Annotated in this window: 17 protein-coding genes; 5 read left to right on the plus strand and 12 right to left on the minus strand. The window is 61.9% G+C overall.

What is annotated here, in order from left to right; all coding sequences use genetic code 11:
- Together CCOS864_RS23450 and CCOS864_RS23455 are read left to right on the plus strand one after the other, a co-directional pair.
- A complete protein-coding gene (locus CCOS864_RS23450) occupies positions 1–648 on the plus strand; it encodes an ABC transporter permease (protein ID WP_115088623.1) in 648 nt (215 codons plus the stop codon).
- Positions 645–1,799 carry an osmoprotectant ABC transporter ATP-binding protein OsmV gene (locus CCOS864_RS23455; RefSeq protein ID WP_115088624.1) on the plus strand — a complete coding sequence of 385 codons (1,155 nt, stop codon included), beginning with the start codon at positions 645–647 and terminating at the stop codon, positions 1,797–1,799. The genes CCOS864_RS23450 and CCOS864_RS23455 overlap by 4 nt, the downstream gene beginning before the upstream one ends.
- Before the next feature lie 89 nt (positions 1,800–1,888).
- On the opposite strand, the gene CCOS864_RS23460 is transcribed toward CCOS864_RS23455, so the two are convergent.
- From CCOS864_RS23460 to CCOS864_RS23470, 3 genes are all read right to left on the minus strand, one after another.
- Positions 1,889–4,327, minus strand: a complete 2,439-nt coding sequence (locus CCOS864_RS23460) for a TonB-dependent siderophore receptor (RefSeq protein WP_115088625.1) — start codon at positions 4,325–4,327, stop codon at positions 1,889–1,891.
- A 108-nt stretch (positions 4,328–4,435) separates the two neighbouring features.
- Positions 4,436–5,410, minus strand: coding sequence for a FecR family protein (locus tag CCOS864_RS23465; protein WP_115088626.1), 975 nt, complete (start codon positions 5,408–5,410; stop codon positions 4,436–4,438).
- A gap of 17 nt (positions 5,411–5,427) precedes the next feature.
- Positions 5,428–5,916 (minus strand): sigma-70 family RNA polymerase sigma factor, encoded by a 489-nt coding sequence (locus tag CCOS864_RS23470; RefSeq protein ID WP_115088627.1) that lies wholly within the window; start codon positions 5,914–5,916, stop codon positions 5,428–5,430.
- 648 nt (positions 5,917–6,564) lie between these two features.
- Here CCOS864_RS23470 and CCOS864_RS23475 point away from each other — a divergent pair.
- Positions 6,565–7,728, plus strand: coding sequence for a type III PLP-dependent enzyme (locus CCOS864_RS23475; protein ID WP_036993923.1), 1,164 nt, complete (start codon positions 6,565–6,567; stop codon positions 7,726–7,728).
- A 54-nt stretch (positions 7,729–7,782) separates the two neighbouring features.
- Here the strand turns inward: CCOS864_RS23475 and CCOS864_RS23480 are convergent, their stop codons facing one another.
- Together CCOS864_RS23480 and CCOS864_RS23485 are read right to left on the minus strand one after the other, a co-directional pair.
- The gene (locus CCOS864_RS23480) at positions 7,783–8,544 is read right to left on the minus strand and encodes a tetratricopeptide repeat protein (protein ID WP_115088628.1); all 762 of its coding nucleotides are present in this window, start codon (positions 8,542–8,544) and stop codon (positions 7,783–7,785) included.
- Between the two features lie 3 nt (positions 8,545–8,547).
- Positions 8,548–9,228, minus strand: coding sequence for a Fe2+-dependent dioxygenase (locus tag CCOS864_RS23485; RefSeq protein WP_115088629.1), 681 nt, complete (start codon positions 9,226–9,228; stop codon positions 8,548–8,550).
- Between the two features lie 216 nt (positions 9,229–9,444).
- Between CCOS864_RS23485 and CCOS864_RS23490 the strand changes: the two genes are divergently transcribed.
- Both CCOS864_RS23490 and CCOS864_RS23495 read left to right on the plus strand, forming a co-directional pair.
- A complete protein-coding gene (locus CCOS864_RS23490) occupies positions 9,445–11,697 on the plus strand; it encodes a TonB-dependent receptor (RefSeq protein ID WP_115088630.1) in 2,253 nt (750 codons plus the stop codon).
- Positions 11,698–11,801: 104 nt separating this feature from the next.
- The gene (locus CCOS864_RS23495; protein WP_115088888.1) at positions 11,802–14,357 is read left to right on the plus strand and encodes a PepSY domain-containing protein; all 2,556 of its coding nucleotides are present in this window, start codon (positions 11,802–11,804) and stop codon (positions 14,355–14,357) included.
- A 63-nt stretch (positions 14,358–14,420) separates the two neighbouring features.
- On the opposite strand, the gene CCOS864_RS23500 is transcribed toward CCOS864_RS23495, so the two are convergent.
- The 7 genes from CCOS864_RS23500 to ispG form a co-directional block, all read right to left on the minus strand.
- Positions 14,421–15,212, minus strand: a complete 792-nt coding sequence (locus CCOS864_RS23500) for an amidohydrolase (RefSeq protein ID WP_115088631.1) — start codon at positions 15,210–15,212, stop codon at positions 14,421–14,423.
- Positions 15,200–16,348, minus strand: a complete 1,149-nt coding sequence (locus CCOS864_RS23505) for a pyridoxal phosphate-dependent aminotransferase (RefSeq protein ID WP_115088632.1) — start codon at positions 16,346–16,348, stop codon at positions 15,200–15,202. The genes CCOS864_RS23500 and CCOS864_RS23505 overlap by 13 nt, the downstream gene beginning before the upstream one ends.
- A 160-nt stretch (positions 16,349–16,508) precedes the next feature.
- Positions 16,509–17,972: a ribosome biogenesis GTPase Der gene (gene der / locus CCOS864_RS23510; protein ID WP_115088633.1), complete on the minus strand. Its 1,464-nt coding sequence runs from the start codon at positions 17,970–17,972 to the stop codon at positions 16,509–16,511.
- A 116-nt stretch (positions 17,973–18,088) separates the two neighbouring features.
- Positions 18,089–19,240: an outer membrane protein assembly factor BamB gene (bamB, locus tag CCOS864_RS23515; RefSeq protein WP_115088634.1), complete on the minus strand. Its 1,152-nt coding sequence runs from the start codon at positions 19,238–19,240 to the stop codon at positions 18,089–18,091.
- Positions 19,233–19,841, minus strand: a complete 609-nt coding sequence (locus tag CCOS864_RS23520) for a tetratricopeptide repeat protein (protein ID WP_176470444.1) — start codon at positions 19,839–19,841, stop codon at positions 19,233–19,235. Before CCOS864_RS23520 ends, bamB begins: the two co-directional genes overlap by 8 nt.
- A 72-nt stretch (positions 19,842–19,913) precedes the next feature.
- A complete protein-coding gene (gene hisS / locus CCOS864_RS23525; RefSeq protein ID WP_115088635.1) occupies positions 19,914–21,203 on the minus strand; it encodes a histidine--tRNA ligase in 1,290 nt (429 codons plus the stop codon).
- A 28-nt stretch (positions 21,204–21,231) separates the two neighbouring features.
- Positions 21,232–22,341, minus strand: a complete 1,110-nt coding sequence (ispG, locus tag CCOS864_RS23530; protein ID WP_115088636.1) for a flavodoxin-dependent (E)-4-hydroxy-3-methylbut-2-enyl-diphosphate synthase — start codon at positions 22,339–22,341, stop codon at positions 21,232–21,234.
- Between the last annotated feature and the right edge of the window lies 1 nt (position 22,342).

The raw sequence follows: 22,342 nt of genomic DNA on the forward strand, positions 1-22,342 counted from the left end.
ATGCTCGATACCTTTACCCACCTCGACTGGGCCCAGGTACTGCACCTGACCTGGCAGCACATCACCCTGGTCGGTATCGCCGTCAGCCTGGCGATTCTGTTCGGCGTTCCGCTGGGCATCCTCATGACCCGCTTCCCAGCGCTCGCAGGCCCGTTGCAGGCCAGCGCCACGGTGCTGCTGACCATCCCCTCGATCGCCCTGTTCGGCCTGCTGCTGCCGTTCTACTCCAAGTTCGGCCAGGGCCTGGGGCCGTTGCCGGCGATCACGGCGGTATTCCTCTATTCGCTGTTGCCGATTCTGCGCAACACCTACCTGGCCCTGACCAACGTCGAGCCGGGCATTCGTGAAGCCGCCCGTGGCATCGGCATGACCTTCGGCCAGCGCCTGCGCATGGTCGAGCTACCCATCGCCGTGCCGGTGATCCTCGCTGGCGTACGCACCGCCGTGGTCATGAACATCGGCGTCATGACCATCGCCGCAACCATCGGTGCCGGTGGCCTGGGCGTGCTCATCCTCACCTCCATCAGCCGCAGCGACATGTCGATGCTGCTGGTCGGCGCCGTACTGGTGAGCCTCCTGGCCATCTTCGCCGACCTCATGCTGCAAGCCCTGCAACGCTCCCTGACTCCAAAAGGACTGCGCAAATGATCGAACTCCAGAACCTCAGCAAGACCTTTCACGCCAACGGCAAAGACGTCAAAGCCGTCGACTCCGTCAGCCTGACCGTCAACGAAGGCGAGATCTGCGTGTTCCTCGGCCCGTCCGGCTGCGGCAAGAGCACTACGCTGAAAATGATCAACCGCCTGATCGCGCCCACCTCGGGCAAGGTGCTGATCAATGGCGAAGACACCACCGGCCTGGATGAAGTGACCCTGCGCCGGCGCATCGGCTATGTGATCCAGCAGATCGGCCTGTTCCCCAACATGACCATCGAGGAGAACATCACCGTGGTCCCGCGCCTGCTCGGCTGGGACAAGCAGAAATGCCACGAGCGCGCCCGCGAGCTGATGAGCATGATCAAGCTCGAACCCAAGCAGTACCTGCAACGCTACCCGCGTGAGTTGTCCGGTGGCCAGCAACAGCGCATCGGTGTGATCCGCGCCCTTGCCGCTGATGCGCCATTGCTGCTGATGGACGAGCCGTTCGGTGCGGTCGACCCGATCAACCGCGAGATGATCCAGAACGAATTCTTCGAGATGCAACGGGCGTTGAACAAGACCGTGATCATGGTCAGCCACGACATCGACGAGGCGATCAAGCTGGGTGACAAGATTGCGATTTTCCGCGCCGGCAAGCTGATCCAGATCGACCACCCGGACACCCTGCTGGCCCATCCTGCGGACGACTTTGTCAGCAACTTCGTTGGCCAGGACAGCACCCTCAAGCGCCTGTTGCTGGTGCGTGCCGAAGACGCCGCCGACAACGCGCCGTCGGTAAGCCCGGAAACACCGGTGGCCGATGCCCTGGAGCTGATGGACGAACATGACCGTCGCTACCTGGTAGTCACCGACGGGCAGAACAAGGCCATGGGCTATGTGCGCCGCCGCGACCTGCATCGCCAGCAAGGCAGCTGCACCGATTTTCTGCGCACCTTCAACGCCACCGCGTCGCACGATGAGCACCTGCGCATCCTGCTGTCACGGATGTACGAGTTCAATCGCTCGTGGTTGCCGGTGCTGGATGCCGAGCAGGTGTTCCTCGGCGAGGTGACCCAGGAATCGATCGCCGCCTACCTGAGTTCGGGGCGTTCGCGTGGGGGCAAGACCTGCATTGTCTCGCCGGCACAAGCGCTGGCCTGACGCTGCAAAGCATCGCTGGCAAGCCAGCTCCCACAGGGTCCGGTGTCCACCCACCCTGTGGGAGCCGGTCTTGCCAGCGGCCCCTGCGGCTAAAACCCTACACTGGCCTGCACATAGAAGGTGCGCGGCTCACCCAGGTAGATCCCCGAGTTGTTGTCGCTGGAGCGGGTGTAGTACTGCTTGTCGAAGATGTTCTTCACCCCGGCCGCGAGCTTGAGGTTCGACAGTTCCTTGCCAAAGTCATAGCCGCCGCGCGCGGCCCAGGTCACGTAGCCCGGAATGTCGCCGTACTGGCCATCGGCACTCGGCTCGGTGATGTAGTTGCCGTTGAAGCTGCCGTCGGCATTCATGCCGGTCCCCGGTGCGCGCTGTTTCGATTGGGCGTAGGCATCCAGGTTCCAGGTCCAGCGATTGATCTCATAGCGCAGCCCGGCATTGACGATTTGCCGCGAATAAAACGGCAGGTCACGGCCCTTGAAGCCGGGGATCTCGCCTTCATAGGTGGCACGGGTGTAGGTGAAGCCAGCATTGGCACTCAGGCCCTGCAGACGCGGATCAAGGCCCGACAGGTCGTAGTGCATCGAGGCTTCGATGCCCTGGTGCTTGGTCGCCCCGAGGTTGGTCCAGCCGATGTCGTTGCTGATGTACTGCAGCTCGTCATCGAAGTCGATGTAGAACGCGGTCAGCTCACCACCCCAGGTACCGTTGTTGTAGCGGGTCCCCACTTCATAGGTCTTGGCTTTCTCGGCCTGCAGGCCGTTGGCGGTCTGGTCGCCGCTGCCACCCTGGCCGAGCTGGAAGTACTGCAGGCTGCCGAACGAGGTCTCGTAGTTGGCGAACAGCTTCCACTCGTCAGACAGGTGATACATCACGCTCAGCGCCGGCAGCGGCTCGTTGCTGGTCACGCTGCGGTTCTTTTCCTGCACGGGCACGCCGTTGGTACCGCGCACCGGGCGCTCGTGCCAGTCGGTGTTGATGTGCTCGAAGCGGATACCCGGGGTGATGGTCCAGTTGCCGACATCGATCTTGTCATCGATGTAGTAAGCGCTGGCTTCGGTACCGCCGGTACGGTCCTGGAACACATGGCCGTCGGAGGTCGGGGTCACGGTCGGCACGTTGTTGATCAGCGCCAGGCGGGTCGACTGCTCGTGCATCGCTTCTTTCAGGTAGCGATAACCGACGCTGACTTCCTGAGTGGTCGGGCCGGCGAAGAAGATCCGTGAAACCCGTGGCTCGATGGCGAAGGTGTGGTAGCTGCGCGGGTACGACGACAGGGTCTTCTGGTCGCGGGCAGCGATGCTGCTGCCACGGAAACTGTCGGTGTAGTAGGTCTGCACTTCGAACTGGGTGACGTCGTCGATCTGGCGCAGGTACTTGAAGGATACGTCCTTGCGTCGGCCGCTGAACGTATCGTAATCGCGGTCGGACTGGTACGGGTCGTCGTCGAACTGGGCCTGGGTCAGGCCGCCGGGCATGTCGGCCTTGGCGTCGTAGTAATGAAAATTGAGCCAGAACTCGTCGCTGTCGGTGACCGCCCAATGGGTCTTGAGCAACACGTCATCGATATCGTTATCGTTGTTGCTGCTGCGATAGCCGTTGCCATTGACCCCGGAGTACAGCAGCGCCGCGCCCAGGCCGTTATCGGCAGTGCCGCCGAGAAAAGCCGACTCGATGTGCTTCCAGCCGCCATGGCGGGAGGTTTCCATCGTGGTCGACAGCTCACCGGTGGCCTTTTCCGGGATCGCCCGGGTGACGAAGTTGATCACCCCGCCGACGTTCTGCGGACCATAGCGCACGGAACCTGCGCCACGCACCACGTCGATGCTGTCGAGGTTGCCAGAGGAGATCGGCGCCATCGACAGTTGGGGCTGGCCGTAAGGCGCGAAGGCTGCCGGGATGCCGTCGATCAACACCGTGGAGCGTGGCGACAACCGCGAGGTCAGGCCACGCACGCCGACGTTCAAGGCGATGTCGCTGCCGCCGGTGCCGTTGGAGTCCTGCACCTGGACCCCCGGCACACCGCGCAGCACGTCGCGTACGTTCAATGCGCCCTGCTCGATCATCGCTTCGCGGCGCACCACGGTACGTGCGCCGGGATGGTTATGGACCACGGTTTCTTCGGCGCTGCCAAGCCAGTCACCGACGACCTTGACGTCGGTGGGTGCCAGCTCCAGGCTGCCGGTAGTCAAGGTCCCGGCAGTCTGCGCCGGGTGCAGGACGACGGTGCCCTGGGAAATTTCGTAGATCAGGCCGCTGCCCTCAAGCAACGCCCGCAGCGCCTCTTCCGGTTGCAGGTTGCCGGAGACCGCTGGCGCCTGCTTGCCCGCCACCAGCTCGGGGCTGAAGAACAGTTGCAGCGAAGTCTGCTGGCCCAGCTGGCTCAACGCCGAAGCCAGCGGCTGGGCCTGGATCTGGATGCTGGCAGGCACCGGGGCGGCATGGCCGCTGGCGATACCGCCGCTGACAGCCAGTGCCAGGGCCAGGGGCAACCAGCGGGAAGAACGCGGGGAAACGTTGTTGTTGTTCACGTCGTCGAGAGGTCCTGAGGGTCCGTACAGATGTCAATGCCGTGCAAATGGAAATGCTTGGCAGTTGCAGTTGGGCAGGAAGACGAACAACTGAAAAAAAACCTGAATTTATTTTGCGATTATTTCGCTGGAGCCGTCGGCATGGGCCTTGATGGTCACCGGCAGGATGCTCGGCAACGCCCGCAGCAAGGCGTCGGTATCGTCGGCATTGAAGGTGCTGCTCAAGCGCAGCGCGGCGACTTTGCCGGGGGCAACACGCAGGGGCAGCTCACGGTAGCGCGAAACGTCCTTGACCACTTCGCTGAGGGGTACATCGTTGAACACCAGCTTGCCCTTGCGCCAGGCGGTCACTGCTGCGGCGTCCACCGCGTAGGGCGCCGCCACCTGGCCGCGGGCATCGATATGCGAACCGAACCCGGCGGTCAGCAGAGCCCTGGAGGCATCACGGCCTTCAACCCGCACCGAGCCGTTTTCGACCGCCACGCGGGTTTGTTCCGGGTCCTGGCGAACATCGAAGCGAGTACCGGTGACCGTCACCGTGCCATGCCCGGTGCTGACCATGAAAGGCCGCCCGCTGTCGTGGGCGACGCTGAACATCACCTCGCCCTCACGCAATTCGATACGCCGCTGACCGGCGCTGAACTGTACGACCAGTTGCGTTCGACCGTTGACTTCAAGCTGTGAGCCATCCGGCAAGTCGAGCTGACGACGTTCGCCCAGGGCCGTCTGCACCTGGTCCTGATAATTGAGCTGGTGCTGCTGCCAGCCAAACCAGCCCAAACCCAGCGCCAGGCTCGCAACACCGGCCGCCAATGCCTGACTGATGAAGCGCCGACGCGGCAACTGGCTGACCGGATCGGCCTGGCACAGGGCCTCAAGACGCGCACGCGGCACGTGCCCGGCAGCGTCCCAGAGCGTGCCGAGCAGATCGAATTCGTATTGGTGCTGTGGGTGCTCGGCCAGCCAGCGCTGCAGCTCACCCTGTTGCGCCAGCGCCAGGGCGCCATCACGGCTGCGGGCAAACCATTGGGCCGCCTGCTCGCGCACGGTTTCGCTGCCGCAAGGGCACGCGTGCTGATTCATGAAAACATTCGCCTGACTCATCTCGTCGACACATCCAGGTGCTCACGCAGATGCCGGAGCGTGCGGATCATATACTTTTCGACCATGTTCTTGGTCAAGCCCATGCGCTCGGCGATCTCGGCCTGGGTCAGGCCTTCGAGCTTCTGCCAGATGAACACCCGCCGGCAGTTGAGGGGCAACTCGGCCAGGGCACGCTCGACGCTGTCGGCCAGTTCCACGGCATTCATGTAGGCCTCCGGATCACCGCTGGCATCACTGCCGAGCTCGAAAGCATCCTGCTCCAGGGCCTGGCGACGGTCTTCGCGACGGTAGCCGTCCACGGCAATGTTGCGCGCAGTCTGGTGCAGATAAGCCCGCGGTTGCTCGACCCCGGCCTGGTCGCTTTCCAGTACCCGCACAAATGCATCATGCGCCAGGTCTTCGGCCTGCTGACGACTGCGCAGTTTGCGCGTCCAGGTACCGATCAGCTCATGGTAGTGGTCGAGAAAGCCTTTGTGTCGCGACACGATGCACCGGTCTTCACAGGCGAGTAGGAATGGCGCGAATAGTAATGTTTCTTATTAAGACCGGCAATCGAAGATCACCGCGGCCGACGAAGCGCCGGACAGGAAAAAAATCCGCAAAAAAGTGTGTAGCCGACCGGCTGTCAGGGCGGAAAAAAATATGAACGGCCGCCGATTAATCGCACGCTGCGCTTGAGCGTCGCTGCGCCCCCAAATGACCGATATTTACCGCACTTTCGCCACCAACTTCGACTATTGCATCCATTTGCGTGTTCTACGGTAGATCCCGGCGTATACCGGTATTTTTAACGCTTTTGCCATCAAATTGAACATCTACTGTTTACCTGGGTCGGTAACAAAGTGGCTGGCCGCCCCGGGGCGACGGACGTGTGCAAAAACGCGACATTTTTTGTTGATCTCGAGCCCCTCAGGTCCTAAAGTTCGCGCCGAACGTCCATGCTGGAAACGATCCATCCGGCTCAAGTACTGACGACGAGACAGCAAGGTCACCCGTAGCTCGCTTTATCACGCACGGTTGACCTTTTTGCTTTCGGCGACATGCCTTGGGAAGTAGGCGAACCAAAGTGGGGATACGGAGGACGTTCAGTTGCAGCCACTTATTTTTTCAGTTTGCCCATGGAGTCCCTAAGCATGTCGATTCAGGTCGAAGACTACTTCGCGCGCGATACCTTCCAGAAAATGAAGGCCTTCGCCGACAAGCAAGAAACCCCGTTCGTGCTCATCGACACCCAGATGATCAGCCAGGCCTATGATGACCTGCGCGCCGGTTTCGAATTCGCCAAGGTCTACTACGCGGTCAAGGCCAACCCGGCCGTGGAGATCATCGACCTGCTCAAGGAAAAGGGCTCGAGCTTCGACATCGCCTCGATCTACGAGCTGGACAAAGTGATGGGCCGCGGTGTCAGCGCCGATCGCATCAGCTACGGCAACACCATCAAGAAATCCAAGGACATTCGCTACTTCTACGAGAAGGGCGTGCGCCTGTACGCCACCGACTCCGAAGCCGACCTGCGCAACATCGCCAAGGCCGCGCCGGGTTCGAAAGTCTATGTGCGCATCCTCACTGAAGGCTCGACCACCGCCGACTGGCCACTGTCGCGCAAGTTCGGCTGCCAGACCGACATGGCCATGGACCTGCTGATCCTCGCCCGCGACCTGGGCCTGGTGCCTTACGGCGTGTCGTTCCACGTTGGCTCGCAACAGCGCGACATCAGCGTCTGGGACGCGGCGATTGCCAAGGTTAAGGTGATCTTCGAGCGCCTGAAAGAAGAAGACGGCATCGAACTCAAGCTGATCAACATGGGTGGCGGCTTCCCGGCCAACTACATCACCCGTACCAACAGCCTGGAAACCTATGCCGAAGAGATCATCCGCTTCCTCAAGGAAGACTTCGGTGACGACCTGCCGGAAATCATCCTCGAGCCAGGCCGTTCGCTGATCGCCAACGCCGGCATCCTGGTCAGTGAAGTGGTGCTGGTGGCGCGTAAATCGCGTACCGCCGTCGAGCGCTGGGTATACACCGACGTGGGCAAGTTCTCCGGCCTGATCGAAACCATGGACGAGTCCATCAAGTTCCCGATCTGGACCGAGAAGAAAGGCGAAATGGAAGAAGTGGTGATCGCAGGCCCCACCTGCGACAGCGCCGACATCATGTATGAGCACTACAAGTACGGCCTGCCGCTGAACCTGGCAATCGGTGACCGCCTGTACTGGCTGTCGACCGGTGCCTACACCACCAGCTACAGCGCGGTGGAATTCAACGGTTTCCCGCCGTTGAAAGCCTACTACCTGTAACGCCTGAACGAGGGCGGCGGCAAGCGTCGCCCTCCAAGGGGAAACCCGCAGTCATCAAGCATGCACTCCGTCCAGTTGTGCCAGGCGCTGTGCATACGGCTGCGCCATTGCCCGCAGGCGCGGCTGCATTGCCTGCTCAAGGCTCGGCACACTGGCCCGCAAGAAGTTGGCATTGCCCGCCAGCAACGCCTGTTCCAGCCAGTACAGCGCACCGTCGATATCGCCGGCTTCAGCCAGCACGCCCGCGTAGCTGAACTGCCCGCGAAAATCCCCGGCTTGCGCAGAGCGCTGATACCACTGGTTCGCCAGTACGTGATCGACACGACAGACGAGCCCCTGCTCCAGGTATCGCCCCAACAGGTTCATCGACTTGGCATGCCCCGCGTCGCTAGCCTGCAGATACAGCGCGAATGCGCCTTCATGGTCCTGCACTACGCCACGCCCGGTAGCCAGCAAGTTGGCCAGGTTGTACATCCCCCAGTCCAACCCGGCCTGCGCAGCCTGACGATAATGTTGCGCGGCCCTGACGACATCAGCATCGCCACCCCAGCCATGCTCCAGGCAACGCCCGAGCATGTTGTGCGCCATGGCGCTGCCACGGTTGGCGGCGATGGCAAACCAGCGCCGGGCCAGGGCCGGGTCTTTCTCGATGCCACGCCCGTCGAGAAGGATCTGCCCGAGCAGCAACTGCGCCTCGACGATGTCCTGCCCTGCGGCGGCCAGCAATGCCTGGGCAGCTTTGCCCGGGCTGTGTTCGAGCATCTGGGCGAACTGTTCGCTGTCCAGTTCCTGGCGGTTGCGCAAAGCGAAGGTCATGGCTCAGACCTCGATCCAGCGGCGCAACAGGTTGTGGTAGGTGCCGGTCAGCTGGATCAGTGCCGGGTGATCGGGTACATCGGCGCCCAGTTGCTGGATGGCGTTATCCATCTCGAACAGCAACGCGCGCTGACTGTCTTCGCGCACCAGGCTCTGGGTCCAGAAGAATGCGGCATAGCGCGCGCCACGGGTCACCGGGTTGACCTTGTGCAGGCTGGTTCCCGGGTACAGCACCAGATCCCCCGCCGCCAGTTTCACCTGTTGCACGCCGTAGGTGTCCTGGATCACCAGTTCACCGCCGTCGTAGTCCTCGGGGTTGCTCAGGAACAGCGTCGACGACAGGTCGGTACGCACTCGCTCCTGGCTGCCGCGGGGCTGGCGCAGGGCGTTGTCGATATGGAAGCCGAAATTGCCACCCTCTCGGTAACAGTTGATCAGCGGTGGAAAGACTTTGTGCGGCAAGGCCGCCGACATGAACTGCGGGTGCTGCCACAGACGTTCGATCAAGGCCGTGCCAATCTCCTTGGCCAGCGGATGGCCTTCCGGCAACTGCAGGTTGTGCTTGGCCTTGGCCGACTGGTAACCCGCGGTGATCTTGCCGTCGGCCCATTCGGTTTGCTCCAGCGCCTCACGAATGCGCTGAACCTCCTCGGTGGAAAACAGGCCGGTAATAGGTAGCAGCATGGCTCGGGCACCTGAAGGTGAAAGGATGCCAATGGTATTGATTCCCATTGGCTCTCTACAAGCCCTTTCGGCGGGTGGGACGTTTCAGCAGGAAAAAACCGCCAGTTACAAAATGTAAAGATTGTAAATTCAGCACAAATAGCAATTCTTCTCAATTGTTACTCATATTTGTTTACATTATATTTCGCGGCCTAAAATCTGGGGAAGGGGACCACCATGCCGCGTCACTACGTGCCAACCGCTGTCAGTTCACCACGTTTGCTTGCCTCCGCCATCGGTGTAGCGATTACCGCTACTTCTGCTTCGCAGATGGCTCACGCGGCAGATCCCGCCCCGGCCAGCGAGAACGTTGTTTCTCTGGACGCGACCAGTATTGAGGGTGTCCAGGATGAAACCAGCTACAAGACCGACACCGCGACTTCAAAAAAGTACACGGCCCCACTGCGTGAAACCCCCAAGAGCGTGACGGTCATCCCCCAACAGGTTATCCGCGACACTGGCGCCACCAGCTTGGTAGATGCCTTGCGTACCACCCCTGGTATTACCTTCGGCGCCGGTGAAGGCGGTAACCCGGCAGGTGACCGTCCGATCATTCGCGGCTTCAATGCCGAAAGTGACGTTTTCGTCGATGGCATGCGCGACGTTGCTTCGCAGAGCCGGGAGATTTTTAACGTCGAATCGGTAGAAGTAAGCAAAGGTCCAGGCTCAGCCTTTACCGGAGCAGGCTCCACAGGTGGTAGCCTCAACCTGGTGAGCAAAACCGCCCGGTTGGGTGACGCTTACAATGGTGGTTTCACTTGGGGTTCTGACCAGACCAAGCGCACAACCCTGGACCTGAACAAGCAACTGACCGACACATCGGCGTTCCGCCTGAACCTGATGAAACATGAAGCCAACGTCGCCGGCCGCGACGATGTTGATGTCAGCCGTTGGGGCGTGGCGCCTTCCTTTGCCTTTGGCCTGGGCACCGATACCCGCGTAACGGTTGGCTACTACCACCTGAACACCGATGACATGCCTGACTACGGCATTCCGCTGACTCGCAGCGCGGACCGTAGCAAATACAATGTCGACAAACCCGCACATGTTGACCGTGACAACTTCTACGGCTTGAACGGACGCGACTACCGCAAGACCACCAACGACAGTGGCACCATCAGAATCGAACACGACCTGAACGATAACCTGACCCTGTCCAACAGTTTCCGTATGTCGCGCTCCACGCTGGATTACATCGTTACCAACCCTGACGACAGCAAGGGCAACGTCGCCAATGGCCAGGTCTATCGTTCGACCAAAAACCGCAACTCGACCACCAAAGGCTGGGTCAACCAGACCGACCTGAGTGCCAGGTTCAACACCGGTTTCATCGAACACAGCCTAGTGACCGGCCTTGAGTTTACCTACGCCGATACCCACAACCGTGGCTATGTCGTGACTTCGGATGCCGGCACCGGCACTACCTGCAACCCTGCCCTGCTGGCCTCCGGTGACTGCACCAGCCTCTACGACCCGTCACCGGACGACAACTGGTCGGGTTCGATCACCGACAGCCCGGCATTTACCGACACCGATACCAAAACCAGTGCGGCTTACGTGTTTGATACGCTGACGCTCAACGATCAGTGGTCGGTTAACCTGGGCCTGCGTTATGACGACTACCAGACCAAATCCAGCGGCTACAGTACCGGCGGACGCGCCAGCCCGGCGGGCAGCTTCTCGCGCGAGAACAATGCCCACCTGTGGAACTATCAGTTGGGTGTTGTCTACAAGCCGGCAGCAAACGGCAGTATCTATGCGGCCTGGTCGACATCCAGCAACCCGACGGGTGAAACCAGCGGCAACGGCGGACTGGAACTTGCGCTCAACAACGCCGACCTCGAGCCGGAGCGCAATCGAAATTACGAGTTGGGTACCAAATGGGACTTCTTCGACGAAAACTTGTCGTTGACCGCAGCATTGTTCCGTACTGACAAAACCAACGCGCGGGTCACCGACCCGGACAACGCGACTTACCAGGTGCTCGATGGCGAGCAGCGCGTCCAGGGTCTGGAACTGACGTACTCCGGTAACTTGACCCGCAAGTGGAAGGTCTACGGCGGCTACACCTACATGGAGAGCGAGATCGTCAAGACCACCACCGCGGCCAACAAAGGCAACCATATGCCAAGCACGCCGCGGAACAACTTCACCTTCTGGTCGACCTACGATGTTGTGCCACAACTGACCGTTGGTGCTGGCGCGACCTTTGTCGATTCACGCTTCGGCGATGAAGCCAACTCGGTCGAGGTGCCTTCGTACTGGCGGTACGACGCAATGGCGACCTACCGTCTGACGAAGAATGTGGATCTGCAGCTCAACCTGCAAAACCTGACGGACAAACGCTACTTCGATCAGGTGTTCCAAACTCATTACGCACACGTCGCTCCCGGACGTACCGCTCTGATGAGCGCGAACTTCCACTTCTGATTCGTGCGAGCAGCAAGCCCCGTTCATTTAGGTGACCGGGGCTTTTGTGTATCAAGGCATAATGTGCGTCGCATTCGCATTTGCGGCACGACAAGGTGATTGATGTGGTGAAGAAATCCCTGTTTCAACTGCACTGGTTCTTCGGTATCACCGCAGGTCTGGTGCTGGCCCTGATGGGTATTACCGGCGCCATCTGGTCATTCCAGGATGAACTGTTGGAGCTGTTCAATCCCCAGGTGCTCACCGTCGAGGTGCGCCAGGAAGGCGTGCTGCCGATGCCTGAGCTGGTGCGCAGGATCGAGGCCGAACAAGGCGACAAGGTTGCCATGCTCTGGGTCCAGCCCCGCAGTGACAGGGCCGCGCGGGTTTTCTTCACCCCTCCTCCCGGCGAGCGTCGCGGTTTGTTGCGCTATGCCGACCCGTACACCGGTAAGCTGCAGGGCGAGGTAGCCGGTCAGGGCTTTTTCGACCTGATGCTGCAGTTGCACCGCTTCCTGGCCATGGGTGATAGCGGCCGGCAGATCACCGGTGCCTGTACCCTGATGCTGATTTTCTTCTGTCTCTCCGGCCTGTACCTGCGTTGGCCACGCAAAGCGCTGAACTGGCGGACCTGGCTGACCCTGGACTGGGCGAAAAAGGGCCGCGCCTTCAACTGGGACCTGCACGCTGTGGCCGGCACCTGGTGCCTGTTGTTCTACCTGCTGTTTGCCCTCACCGGCCTGTTCTGGAGCTACGAGTGGTACCGTGAAGGCTTGAACAAACTGCTCGCCGATGGCCCCGCCGCCGGCCAGCAACACAAGCGTGGCGAGGGCCGCGGCGGCCGCCCGGGTGGTGCGCCAGGTAAAGACGTCAAGCCGCTGGTGGTCGACTACGAGGCCATCTGGAGCAACCTGCAAGCAGCTGCCGGCCCTAGCATGAGCAGCTACAACCTGCGCCTGCCGCCAGTTGGCGGGCAACCGGCAATGATCTTCTATTTGCTTGAAGGCGCCGAACACGAACGCGCGCTCAACACCCTGAGCATCGACCCGGCCAACGGCCAGGTAAAGAACAACGAGCGCTATGCCGACAAGTCGTTCAAGGCGCAACTGCTGGCCAGCGTCTATGCCCTGCACGTGGGCAGCTACTTCGGCCTGACCGGGCGAATTGTGGTGACCATCGCCAGCCTGACCATGCCGCTGTTCTTCGTCACCGGCTGGCTGCTGTACCTCGATCGGCGGCGCAAGAAACGTCAGGTGCGTGCAGCACGGGGCAATCTGGTGCCATCGAACGGGCAAGACGGCGGCTGGCTGGTGGGTTTTGCCAGCCAGAGCAGCTTTGCCGAGCAACTCGCCTGGCAGAGTGCCGGGCAACTGCAGGCCGCAGGTTTGCCGGTACAGGTACGGCCGCTGGCCGAGCTTACCGAGCAGGACCTTAACCAGGCCCGCCAGGCGCTGTTCGTGGTCAGTACCTTTGGTGACGGTGAAGCCCCCGACAGCGCGCGTGGCTTCGAACGCAAGGTACTTGGCCAACCTTGGGCCCTGGGCAACTTGAACTATGCCCTGCTGGCCTTGGGTGACCGCCAGTACCCGCACTTCTGCGGCTTTTCCCGGCGCTTGCAGGCCTGGCTAGGCGAGCGCGGGGCGACGACGGCGTTCGCCCCGGTTGAAGTCGACAGCGCCGATCCAAAGGCCCTGCAACACTGGCAACAACAGCTGGCACAGCTGACCGGCAGTACGCCGCCCGCCGCCTGGCAGGCACCCAAGTTCGCTAACTGGACGTTGGTCAGTCGCCAACTGATGAACCCGGGTAGCCAGGGCTCGGCAGTCTATCTGCTTGGCCTCACGCCTGAGCGACCCGCGCAATGGGAGGCCGGTGACCTGGTGGAGATCCTGCCGCGCAACAGCGCCCGGAGCCTTGAGCAGTTCCTCAAGGGCCTGGGGCTTGAAGGCGAAACAGCCGTGCAGGTCGAAGGCCTGCAAGAGAGCCTGCTGCAAGCCCTGGCCAGCCGCCAGTTGCCGAAAAGCCGCGAGCACCTGGTCGGCCTGCACGCCCAGGCCCTGGTCGATGCGCTGATCCCGCTGGCCGCTCGGGAATATTCGATTGCCTCGATCGCCAGCGATGGCGTGCTGGAGCTGATCGTGCGTCAGGAGCGCCATGCCGATGGCAGCCTCGGCCTTGGCTCGGGGTGGCTGACCGAGCATCTGCCTGTGGAAAACAGCGTCAGCCTGCGTTTGCGTCGTAACAGTGGTTTCCACCTGCCAGCGCCGGCAACGCCGATGCTCCTGATCGGCAACGGTACCGGGCTTGCCGGGTTGCGCAGCCTGCTCAAGGGCCGCATCGTGGCCGGCGAACAGCGTAACTGGCTGCTGTTTGGCGAGCGTAACCAGGCTTACGACTTCCTGTGTGGGGATGAACTGCAGGGCTGGCAGCGCAGCGGTGATCTGGCGCGGCTGGACCTGGCCTTCTCTCGCGATCAGAGCCACAAGGTCTATGTGCAGGACCGTTTGCGCGAACAGGCAACCGAGCTGCGGCGCTGGCTGGATCAGGGCGCATCGATCTACATCTGCGGCAGTTTGCAGGGCATGGCCAGTGGCGTCGATGAGGTGCTGAACGAGGTGCTGGGGGCTGCCGAGGTTGAACGGCTGATCGAGCTGGGGCGCTATCGGCGGGATGTGTACTAGCCTTCAGGACCTCATCGCGGGTCAAGCCCGCTCCCACCGCGGGGAGCGGGCTTGCGATGGCGGTCAATGCAGATCGAACGTGTCGGCATCCAGATTAGCCGGAAACCGCGTGCGATAGGCCGCCAGGTCTGCCGCACTCAGTACGACGGTAAACACCCCGTCCGCCTCGCCTGCGCTCAGCAGGCTCTCCCCCTGGAAGTCCAGCACCTGGCTGTCACCGGTATAGGCAAAGCCCTTGCCGTCTGTACCCACGCGGTTCACCGCCGCCACATAACACAGGTTCTCGATACCCCGCGCCGGCAACAGGCGGTTCCAGTGCTGGCGACGGGCTGCTGGCCAGTTGGCGGTGTACAGCAGCAAATCGGTGTCCTGGGCATCGCGACTCCATACCGGGAAACGCAGGTCGTAGCAGATCAACGGCCTTACCCGCCAGCCCTTGAGCTCGAACTGCACCTGGCGCTCGCCCGGCGTGTAGTGCTTGTGCTCACCGGCCATGCGAAACAGGTGGCGCTTGTCGTAGAACAGGATCTCGCCATCGGGCCGTGCCCACAGCAGGCGGTTGCGGTGGCTGCCGTCGGCGGCCTGGATGATCACGCTGCCGGTGACCACGGCATCGAGCTTCTTGGCCTGGCTCTTGAGCCACTTGTAGGTCGGTCCGTTCTCGGGCTCGGCCAGGCTTTCGGAGTCCATGGAAAAGCCGGTGGTGAACATCTCCGGGAGGATGATCAGGTCAGCGCCGCGGGCCTGCTCCAGCAGGGTTTCGAAATGCTCATAGTTGGCCAGGCGGTCCTGCCAGACCAGGCTGGTCTGCACCAACGCGATGTTCAGGTTGGGCAGGCTACTCAGATCGCGCATAGTTTTTCCGCTGCCTGACGCAGCGTCTCCTCGCGTTTGGCAAAGCAAAGGCGCACCAGGCGCTGCTCGGGGATGGGTTGCTGGTAGAACACCGACACCGGAATGGTCGCCACGCCGTGTTCACGGGTCAGCCACAGCGACATGTCAACGTCGTTCAAGTCCGGACGAATCTGCGAATAATCCACCAACTGGAAATAAGTCCCCGGCGTGGGTTTGAACTGAAAGCGCGAAGACGTCAGCAATTCGCAAAACAGGTCGCGCTTGGCCTGGTAGAAGGCCGGCAGCTCTTCGACATGCTCGGGGTGCGCCGCCATGAAATCAGCCAGCGCCCATTGCAGCGGCGTCACGCCGCAGAAGTTGACGTACTGGTGGACCTTGCGCAGCTCGGCGCTGAGGGCCGGTGGCGCCACCACATAACCGGTTTTCCAGCCGGTGACGTGGTAGGTCTTGCCAAACGAGCTGACCACGAAGGCGCGCGGGTACAGCGCTTCATGGGCCAGCACGCTGGCGTGCTGCACGCCGTCGAACACCAGGTGCTCGTAGACTTCGTCGCTGATCAGATAGATATCACGCTCGGCGATCAGCAGCGCCAGCTTGTCCAGGTCATCGCGGCTGATCAACGCGCCGCTGGGGTTGTGCGGCGAGTTGAGGATGATCATCCGTGTGCGTGGGCTGAGGGCGTCGGTGAGCTTCTGCCAGTCGATGGCAAACTCACCGTCAGTGAGCTGGACATGCACGCAGCGCCCGCCCGCCAGTTCCACCGAAGGCTCATAGCTGTCGTAACTGGGGTCGAAGACGATGACCTCATCGCCCGTGCGGATTACCGCATGGATAGCACAGAAGATCGCTTCGGTGGCACCGGGGGTGATGGTGACTTCATGCTCGGCATCGACGCTGACGCCATAGCTGCGGGCGATCTTGTTCGCCACCTGTTGGCGCAAGGCCGGCAAGCCGGTCATCGGGCTGTACTGGTTATGTCCGGCACTGACATGCCGGCCGACCGCATCGAGCAGTGCTTGCGGGCCGTTGAAATCGGGGAAACCCTGGGACAGGTTCAAGGCGCCGGTTTGCGCGGCGAGCTGGGACATGGTGGTAAAGATGGTCGTGCCGACGTTCGGCAACTTGCTACTGATCATGGAGCCCTCTTTCCTGCATCACTATCCGGCTCGAGGCGGCGCGGTCTGAGACCGAGCATAGCGGATTGATCGGTCAGGAAAAAGGTTGTAACAGTCGCAGGCCAATCGCGGGTCAAGCCCGCTCCCACAGAGCAGGAGCGGGCTTGACCCGCGATGCTTGTTAGCGTTTGTCTTTACGCTTCTTCTCGGCTTTCTTGTGGTGCGACATCAAGCGACGCTTCTTGTTGACCTGGCGGTCGGTCAAGGTGTTCTTGTTGCCTTCGTACGGGTTGTCACTGCCCTTGTACTCGATGCGGATCGGCGTACCGACCAGCTTGAGCACGCGGCGGTAGGTGTTTTCCAGGTAACGCGAATAGGACTTGGGTACCTTCTCGACCTGGTTGCCGTGGATCACGATGATCGGCGGGTTGGCGCCACCGAGGTGGGCATAGCGCAGCTTGATCCGGCGGCTGTTGACCATCGGCGGCTGGTGCTCGCTGACCGCGTCTTCGAGGATCTGGGTCAGGCGGCTGGTCGGCCAGCGGGTGACCGCCGACTTGAACGAGTTCTGCACCGACTGGTACAGGTTGCCCACGCCGGTGCCGTGCAGCGCCGAAATGAAGTGGATGTCGGCGAAGTCGACGAAGAACAGCCGGCGTTCCAGCTCGGTCTTCACGTAGTCGCGCTCGCCCGGCTGCATGCCGTCCCACTTGTTCAGGGCGATGACGATGGCGCGACCGGCTTCCAGGGCAAAGCCCAGCAGGTTCAGGTCATGGTCAACCACGCCTTCGCGGGCGTCCATGACGAAGATCACCACGTTGGCGTCCTTGATCGCCTGCAGGGTCTTGACCACGGAGAACTTCTCGACCTCTTCGTGGATCTTGCCGCGCTTGCGCACCCCGGCGGTGTCGATCAGGGTGTACTTCTCTTCGTTACGCTCGAAGGGAATGTAGATACTGTCGCGGGTGGTGCCGGGCTGGTCGTAGACGATGACCCGCTCTTCACCGAGCATGCGGTTGACCAGGGTCGACTTGCCGACGTTCGGCCGGCCGATGATGGCGATCTTGATCCCGTCTTTTTCGCTCGGGCCAGGAATACGCACCGCTTCCTCGCCTTCGGCGACGTCGGTGTCGATTTCTTCCTCGTCCTTGTCCCGCGGGAAGTCGCTCAGCACGGCTTCCAGCAGGTTGTTGACGCCACGGCCCTGGGCGCCGGCAACACCAATGGCGTTACCCATGCCCAGTGGCGAGAATTCGGCGATGGCGGCCAGCGGATCGATGTTGTCGATCTTGTTGGCAACCAGGAACGAGCGCTTGTTGCGCTTGCGCAAGTGCTCGGAAATCATCTGGTCGGCGGCGGTCAGGCCGGCACGGGCATCCACCAGGAACAAGACCACATCGGCTTCTTCGATGGCCAGCAGCGACTGCTCGGCCATTTTCTCGTCCATGCCTTGCTCGTCACCGGAAATACCACCGGTGTCGACCAGGATGTACGAGCGGCCTTGCCAGCGCGCTTCACCGTACTGGCGGTCTCGGGTCAGCCCGGACAGGTCGCCGACGATAGCGTCGCGGGTCCTGGTCAGGCGGTTGAACATGGTGGATTTACCGACGTTCGGTCGGCCCACCAGGGCGATTACGGGAACCATTCGGCTCTCCACTGCGTAAATTCAGAAAATACAAAGGCCGCTGCACTGCAGCGGCCGGAGTTCGAGCGGCACCCAAAGTGCCGCAGCCCGAGGCCGGCATGGCCTCAAGCATAGCCTCAGCGGATGGTCAGCGCCTCGAGCTTGCCGCTGTTGCCGTACACATAGATGGTGTCACCCACCACCAGCGGACGTGCGCGCAGGCCATCGCTGTCGATACGCTCACGACCGACGAAACGACCATCGACCTGGCTGAGCAGGTGCAGGTAACCTTCCAGGTCACCCACCGCTACGTAGCTGGAGAACACTTCCGGCGCCGACAACTGGCGGCGTGCCAGCGAGTCGTTGCTCCACAGGGCGCTGGACGAACGCTCGTCGATGCCTTCCACGGTGCCCGAAGCCAGGCTCACGTAGACGTTACCGAAGCCCTGGGCCACACCGGTGTAGCTGGAAGCATCACGCTGCCACAGCACCCGGCCGCTCTCCAGGTCCAGGCCGGCGGCGCGACCCTGGTAGCTGGAAACGTACAGGGTACCGCCGGACAGCAGCAGGCCACCGTCGATATCCACGACCCGGTCAAGCTCCGAGCGACCTTGCGGGATGGCCACGCGCTGCTCCCAGACCGGCACGCCGTTCTGGGTGTCGAGGGCAACCACCTTACCGGTCGACAGGCCGGCAACGGCCAGACGGTTGGTCACGATCGGTGCGCCGGTACCACGCAGGGTGAGTACCGCCGGGGTGCTTTCGTAGATCCAGCGACGGTCGCCGGTGCTGGCGTCCAGGCCAATAACGCGGTCGTCCTGGGTTTGCACCACCACCACGTCACCGTTGGTGGCCGGCGGCGCCAGCACTTCACTGGTAACGCGCGAGCGCCAGCGTTCTTCACCGGTGCTGGCATCCAGGGCAATCACTTCGCCCTTGAGGGTGCCGAGCATGACCATGCCGTAACCGACGCCAACGGCGCCGGAAACCGGCAGTTCGAGGTCCTTCTTCCAGGCCACGTCGCCGTTGTTGCGATCCAGCGCCATCACCACGCCGGTTACATCGGCGGCGTAGATGCGGTCATTTTCGATCGCCGGAACCAGCATGTTGAAGGATTCGCCCTGACCATCACCGATCGAGCGGCTCCACTGCTTCTTCAAGACCACTTCTTCGGTGAACTTGGTGAGTTCGGCCGGTGGCAATTCCTTTTTGCTGTTGCTGCTGCAACCCACGGCCAGAAGGGCCAGGGTCAGCACTGCTGCATGTTTCCAACCGATCACGTCACGCATCCCCTTTGGCCAGGTCGTCGAGCTTGAGTTGCAGGCCACCGATCGCGGCGTCGTCAGACAGCGCAGCCTTGGCTTTTTCGTAAGCGGCATGGGCATCGCCAGCGCGGCCCAGTTGCACCAGCAGGTCGCCCTTGAGCTCTTCACGGCTGGCCAGGAACGCCTTGTCGGCATCGCCTTCAAGCAGCTTCAGCGCTTCGTCGACCTTCTTCTGCGCGGCCAGGACACGGGCCAGGCGCTGACGGGCGATTTCACCCAGGGTCGCGTCGGCCGGCTTGTCCATCACCAGCTTGAGCTCGGCAGCGGCGTCATCGAGCTTACCGCTCTCGACCGCAACCTTGGCCACGAACAGGCTGGCGTACTGGGCATAGGCCGAGCCGCCGAATTCGTTCTTGAGCTTGCCGGACAGCTCGGCGACCTTGGCCGCGTCAGGCTCGCCGCTTGGCGTCAGGGTAGTCTCCAGCAGGGCCTGGTAGAGGTTCGAGGCGCCTTGCGACTGGTTGGTCTGGTATTTCTGCCAGGCTTGCCAGCCGAACACCACGACCAGCGCCAGCAGGCCACCGGTTACCAGCGGCTTGCCATTGCGGTCCCACCAGTCCTTCATCGCGACCAGTTGTTCATCATCGGTACTCGACACCCCAATACTCCTTTTCACCAAATCGGCTGTTGACTCGCCTCACGCCTGCGCGAGCGAGGCTTCCAGGTGCTCTGCCAGAGCATCCCAGGCAATGTTTTGTTGTTCGCCCTGACCGCGCAGGGGTTTGAAACCTACCACTTGTTGCGCCAGTTCGTCGTCCCCCAGGATCAAGGCGAACAGCGCGTTGCTCTTGTCGGCCTTCTTGAACTGGCTCTTGAAGCTGCCAGCACCGGCGTTGACCTGCAGGCGCAGGTTCGGCAGACGGTCACGCAGGCGCTCGCTCAGGGTCAGACCAGCCAGTTCGGCCTGCTCGCCGAAGGCGCACAGGTAGACGTCAACCTGACGGTTGATCGACTCCGGCACCTGCTCGAGGGTTTCCAGCAGCAGGATCAGACGCTCGATACCCATGGCGAAACCAACGCCCGGGGTCGGCTTGCCGCCCATCTGCTCGACCAGGCCGTCGTAGCGGCCACCGGCACACACGGTGCCCTGGGAGCCGAGCTTGTCGGTGACCCATTCGAAAACGGTCTTGCTGTAGTAGTCCAGGCCACGCACCAGCTTGGTGTTGATCACGAACGGAATGCCGGCGGCATCCAGGCGTGCTTTCAGGCCGTCGAAGTGCACGCGGGACTCATCGTCCAGGTAGTCTTCGAGCTTCGGCGCGCCGACCAGCACTGCCTGGGTGTTGCTGTCCTTGCTGTCGAGGATGCGCAGCGGGTTGCTTTTCAGGCGGCGCTGGCTGTCTTCGTCCAGTTGCTCCAGGCGCGCCGAGAGGAACTCGACCAGCGCGTCACGGTAGCGGGCACGGGCTTCGCTGGTGCCCAGGCTGTTGAGCTCGAGCTTGACCGCGTCACGGATGCCCAGCTGGCCCCAGAGGCGCCAGGTCAGCATGATCAGCTCGGCGTCGATGTCCGGACCGTCGAGGTTGAAGACTTCGACACCAATCTGGTTGAACTGGCGATAACGGCCTTTTTGTGGGCGCTCGTGGCGGAACATCTGGCCGATGTACCAGAGCTTCTGCACCTGCCCACTACCGGTGATGCCGTGTTCGAGCACAGCGCGCACGCAGGCGGCGGTGCCTTCCGGGCGCAGGGTCAGGGAGTCGCCGTTACGATCATCGAAGGTGTACATCTCTTTTTCGACGATGTCGGTGACTTCACCGATCGAGCGCTTGAACAGCTCGGTGAACTCGACGATCGGCGTACGGATCTGGCGATAGCCATAGGTATCCAGCAGGCCGGCGACGGTGTTCTCGAAATAACGCCACAGCGGCGTCTGCTCGGGCAGGATGTCGTTCATGCCACGAATGGCTTGCAGCGATTTGCTCACGGAAAATCCCTTAACAATTCTGTGTCAGTCAGCCACGGGCGATCAGCGCCGCGTCGGCCTCGGCTTTTTCAGCCGCTTTCTGGCGGATGAGCTTTTCCAGCTCATCGACCAGGTTGTCATTGGTCAGCTTCTGCGCAGGCTTGCCGTCGATGTAGATCAGGTTCGGCGTGCCACCGGTGAGCCCCACATGGGCTTCCTTGGCCTCGCCGGGGCCATTCACCACGCAACCGATAACGGCGACGTCCAGCGGTACCAGCAGGTCTTCCAGGCGCCCTTCCAGCTCGTTCATGGTCTTGACCACATCGAAGTTCTGCCGCGAGCAGCTCGGGCAGGCGATGAAGTTGATGCCACGCGAACGCAGGTGCAGGGACTTGAGGATGTCGTAGCCGACCTTGACCTCTTCGACCGGGTCAGCTGCCAGCGAAATGCGAATAGTATCGCCAATCCCGTCGGCGAGCAGCATACCGAGGCCCACGGCGGATTTCACCGTGCCCGAGCGCAGGCCGCCGGCTTCGGTAATGCCCAGGTGCAGTGGCTGGATGATCTGCTTGGCCAGCAGGCGGTAGGCTTCGACGGCCATGAACACGTCGGAGGCCTTGACGCTGACCTTGAAATCCTGGAAATCCAGTCGGTCGAGGTGCTCGACGTGACGCATGGCCGATTCGACCAGCGCCGCCGGGGTCGGCTCGCCGTACTTTTTCTGCAGGTCTTTTTCCAGGGAACCGGCGTTGACGCCGATACGGATCGGGATACCGCGGTCGCGGGCGGCATCGACCACCGCACGCACGCGGTCTTCGCGACCGATGTTGCCCGGGTTGATGCGCAGGCAGTCGACACCCAGCTCGGCTACGCGCAGGGCAATGCGGTAGTCGAAATGGATGTCGGCGACCAGCGGTACGCTGACCTGTTGCTTGATCTTGCCGAAGGCCTCGGCAGCGTCCATGTCCGGTACCGAGACGCGCACGATGTCGACGCCGGCATCGACCAGGCGGTTGATCTGCGCGACGGTCGCGGCCACGTCATTGGTGTCGGTGTTGGTCATGCTCTGGACCGCGATGGGAGCATCGCCGCCAACAGGCACATTACCTACCCAGATTTTCCGGGATTCGCGACGTTTGATCGGAGATTCGCCGTGCATG

Origin of the sequence: Pseudomonas wadenswilerensis, from assembly GCF_900497695.1 — a bacterium.
Taxonomy (GTDB): domain Bacteria; phylum Pseudomonadota; class Gammaproteobacteria; order Pseudomonadales; family Pseudomonadaceae; genus Aquipseudomonas; species Aquipseudomonas wadenswilerensis.

Coding starts and splice junctions, on each gene's coding strand:
- bamB (WP_115088634.1), bottom strand. CDS start 19,240: ATGCGTGACGTGATCGGTTGGAAACATGCAGCAGTGCTGACCCTGGCC.
- der (WP_115088633.1), bottom strand. CDS start 17,972: ATGGTTCCCGTAATCGCCCTGGTGGGCCGACCGAACGTCGGTAAATCC.
- CCOS864_RS23520 (WP_176470444.1), bottom strand. CDS start 19,841: ATGAAGGACTGGTGGGACCGCAATGGCAAGCCGCTGGTAACCGGTGGC.
- CCOS864_RS23475 (WP_036993923.1), top strand. CDS start 6,565: ATGTCGATTCAGGTCGAAGACTACTTCGCGCGCGATACCTTCCAGAAA.
- ispG (WP_115088636.1), bottom strand. CDS start 22,341: ATGCACGGCGAATCTCCGATCAAACGTCGCGAATCCCGGAAAATCTGG.
- CCOS864_RS23505 (WP_115088632.1), bottom strand. CDS start 16,348: ATGATCAGTAGCAAGTTGCCGAACGTCGGCACGACCATCTTTACCACC.
- CCOS864_RS23480 (WP_115088628.1), bottom strand. CDS start 8,544: ATGACCTTCGCTTTGCGCAACCGCCAGGAACTGGACAGCGAACAGTTC.
- CCOS864_RS23500 (WP_115088631.1), bottom strand. CDS start 15,212: ATGCGCGATCTGAGTAGCCTGCCCAACCTGAACATCGCGTTGGTGCAG.
- CCOS864_RS23455 (WP_115088624.1), top strand. CDS start 645: ATGATCGAACTCCAGAACCTCAGCAAGACCTTTCACGCCAACGGCAAA.
- CCOS864_RS23465 (WP_115088626.1), bottom strand. CDS start 5,410: ATGAATCAGCACGCGTGCCCTTGCGGCAGCGAAACCGTGCGCGAGCAG.
- CCOS864_RS23450 (WP_115088623.1), top strand. CDS start 1: ATGCTCGATACCTTTACCCACCTCGACTGGGCCCAGGTACTGCACCTG.
- CCOS864_RS23485 (WP_115088629.1), bottom strand. CDS start 9,228: ATGCTGCTACCTATTACCGGCCTGTTTTCCACCGAGGAGGTTCAGCGC.
- CCOS864_RS23490 (WP_115088630.1), top strand. CDS start 9,445: ATGCCGCGTCACTACGTGCCAACCGCTGTCAGTTCACCACGTTTGCTT.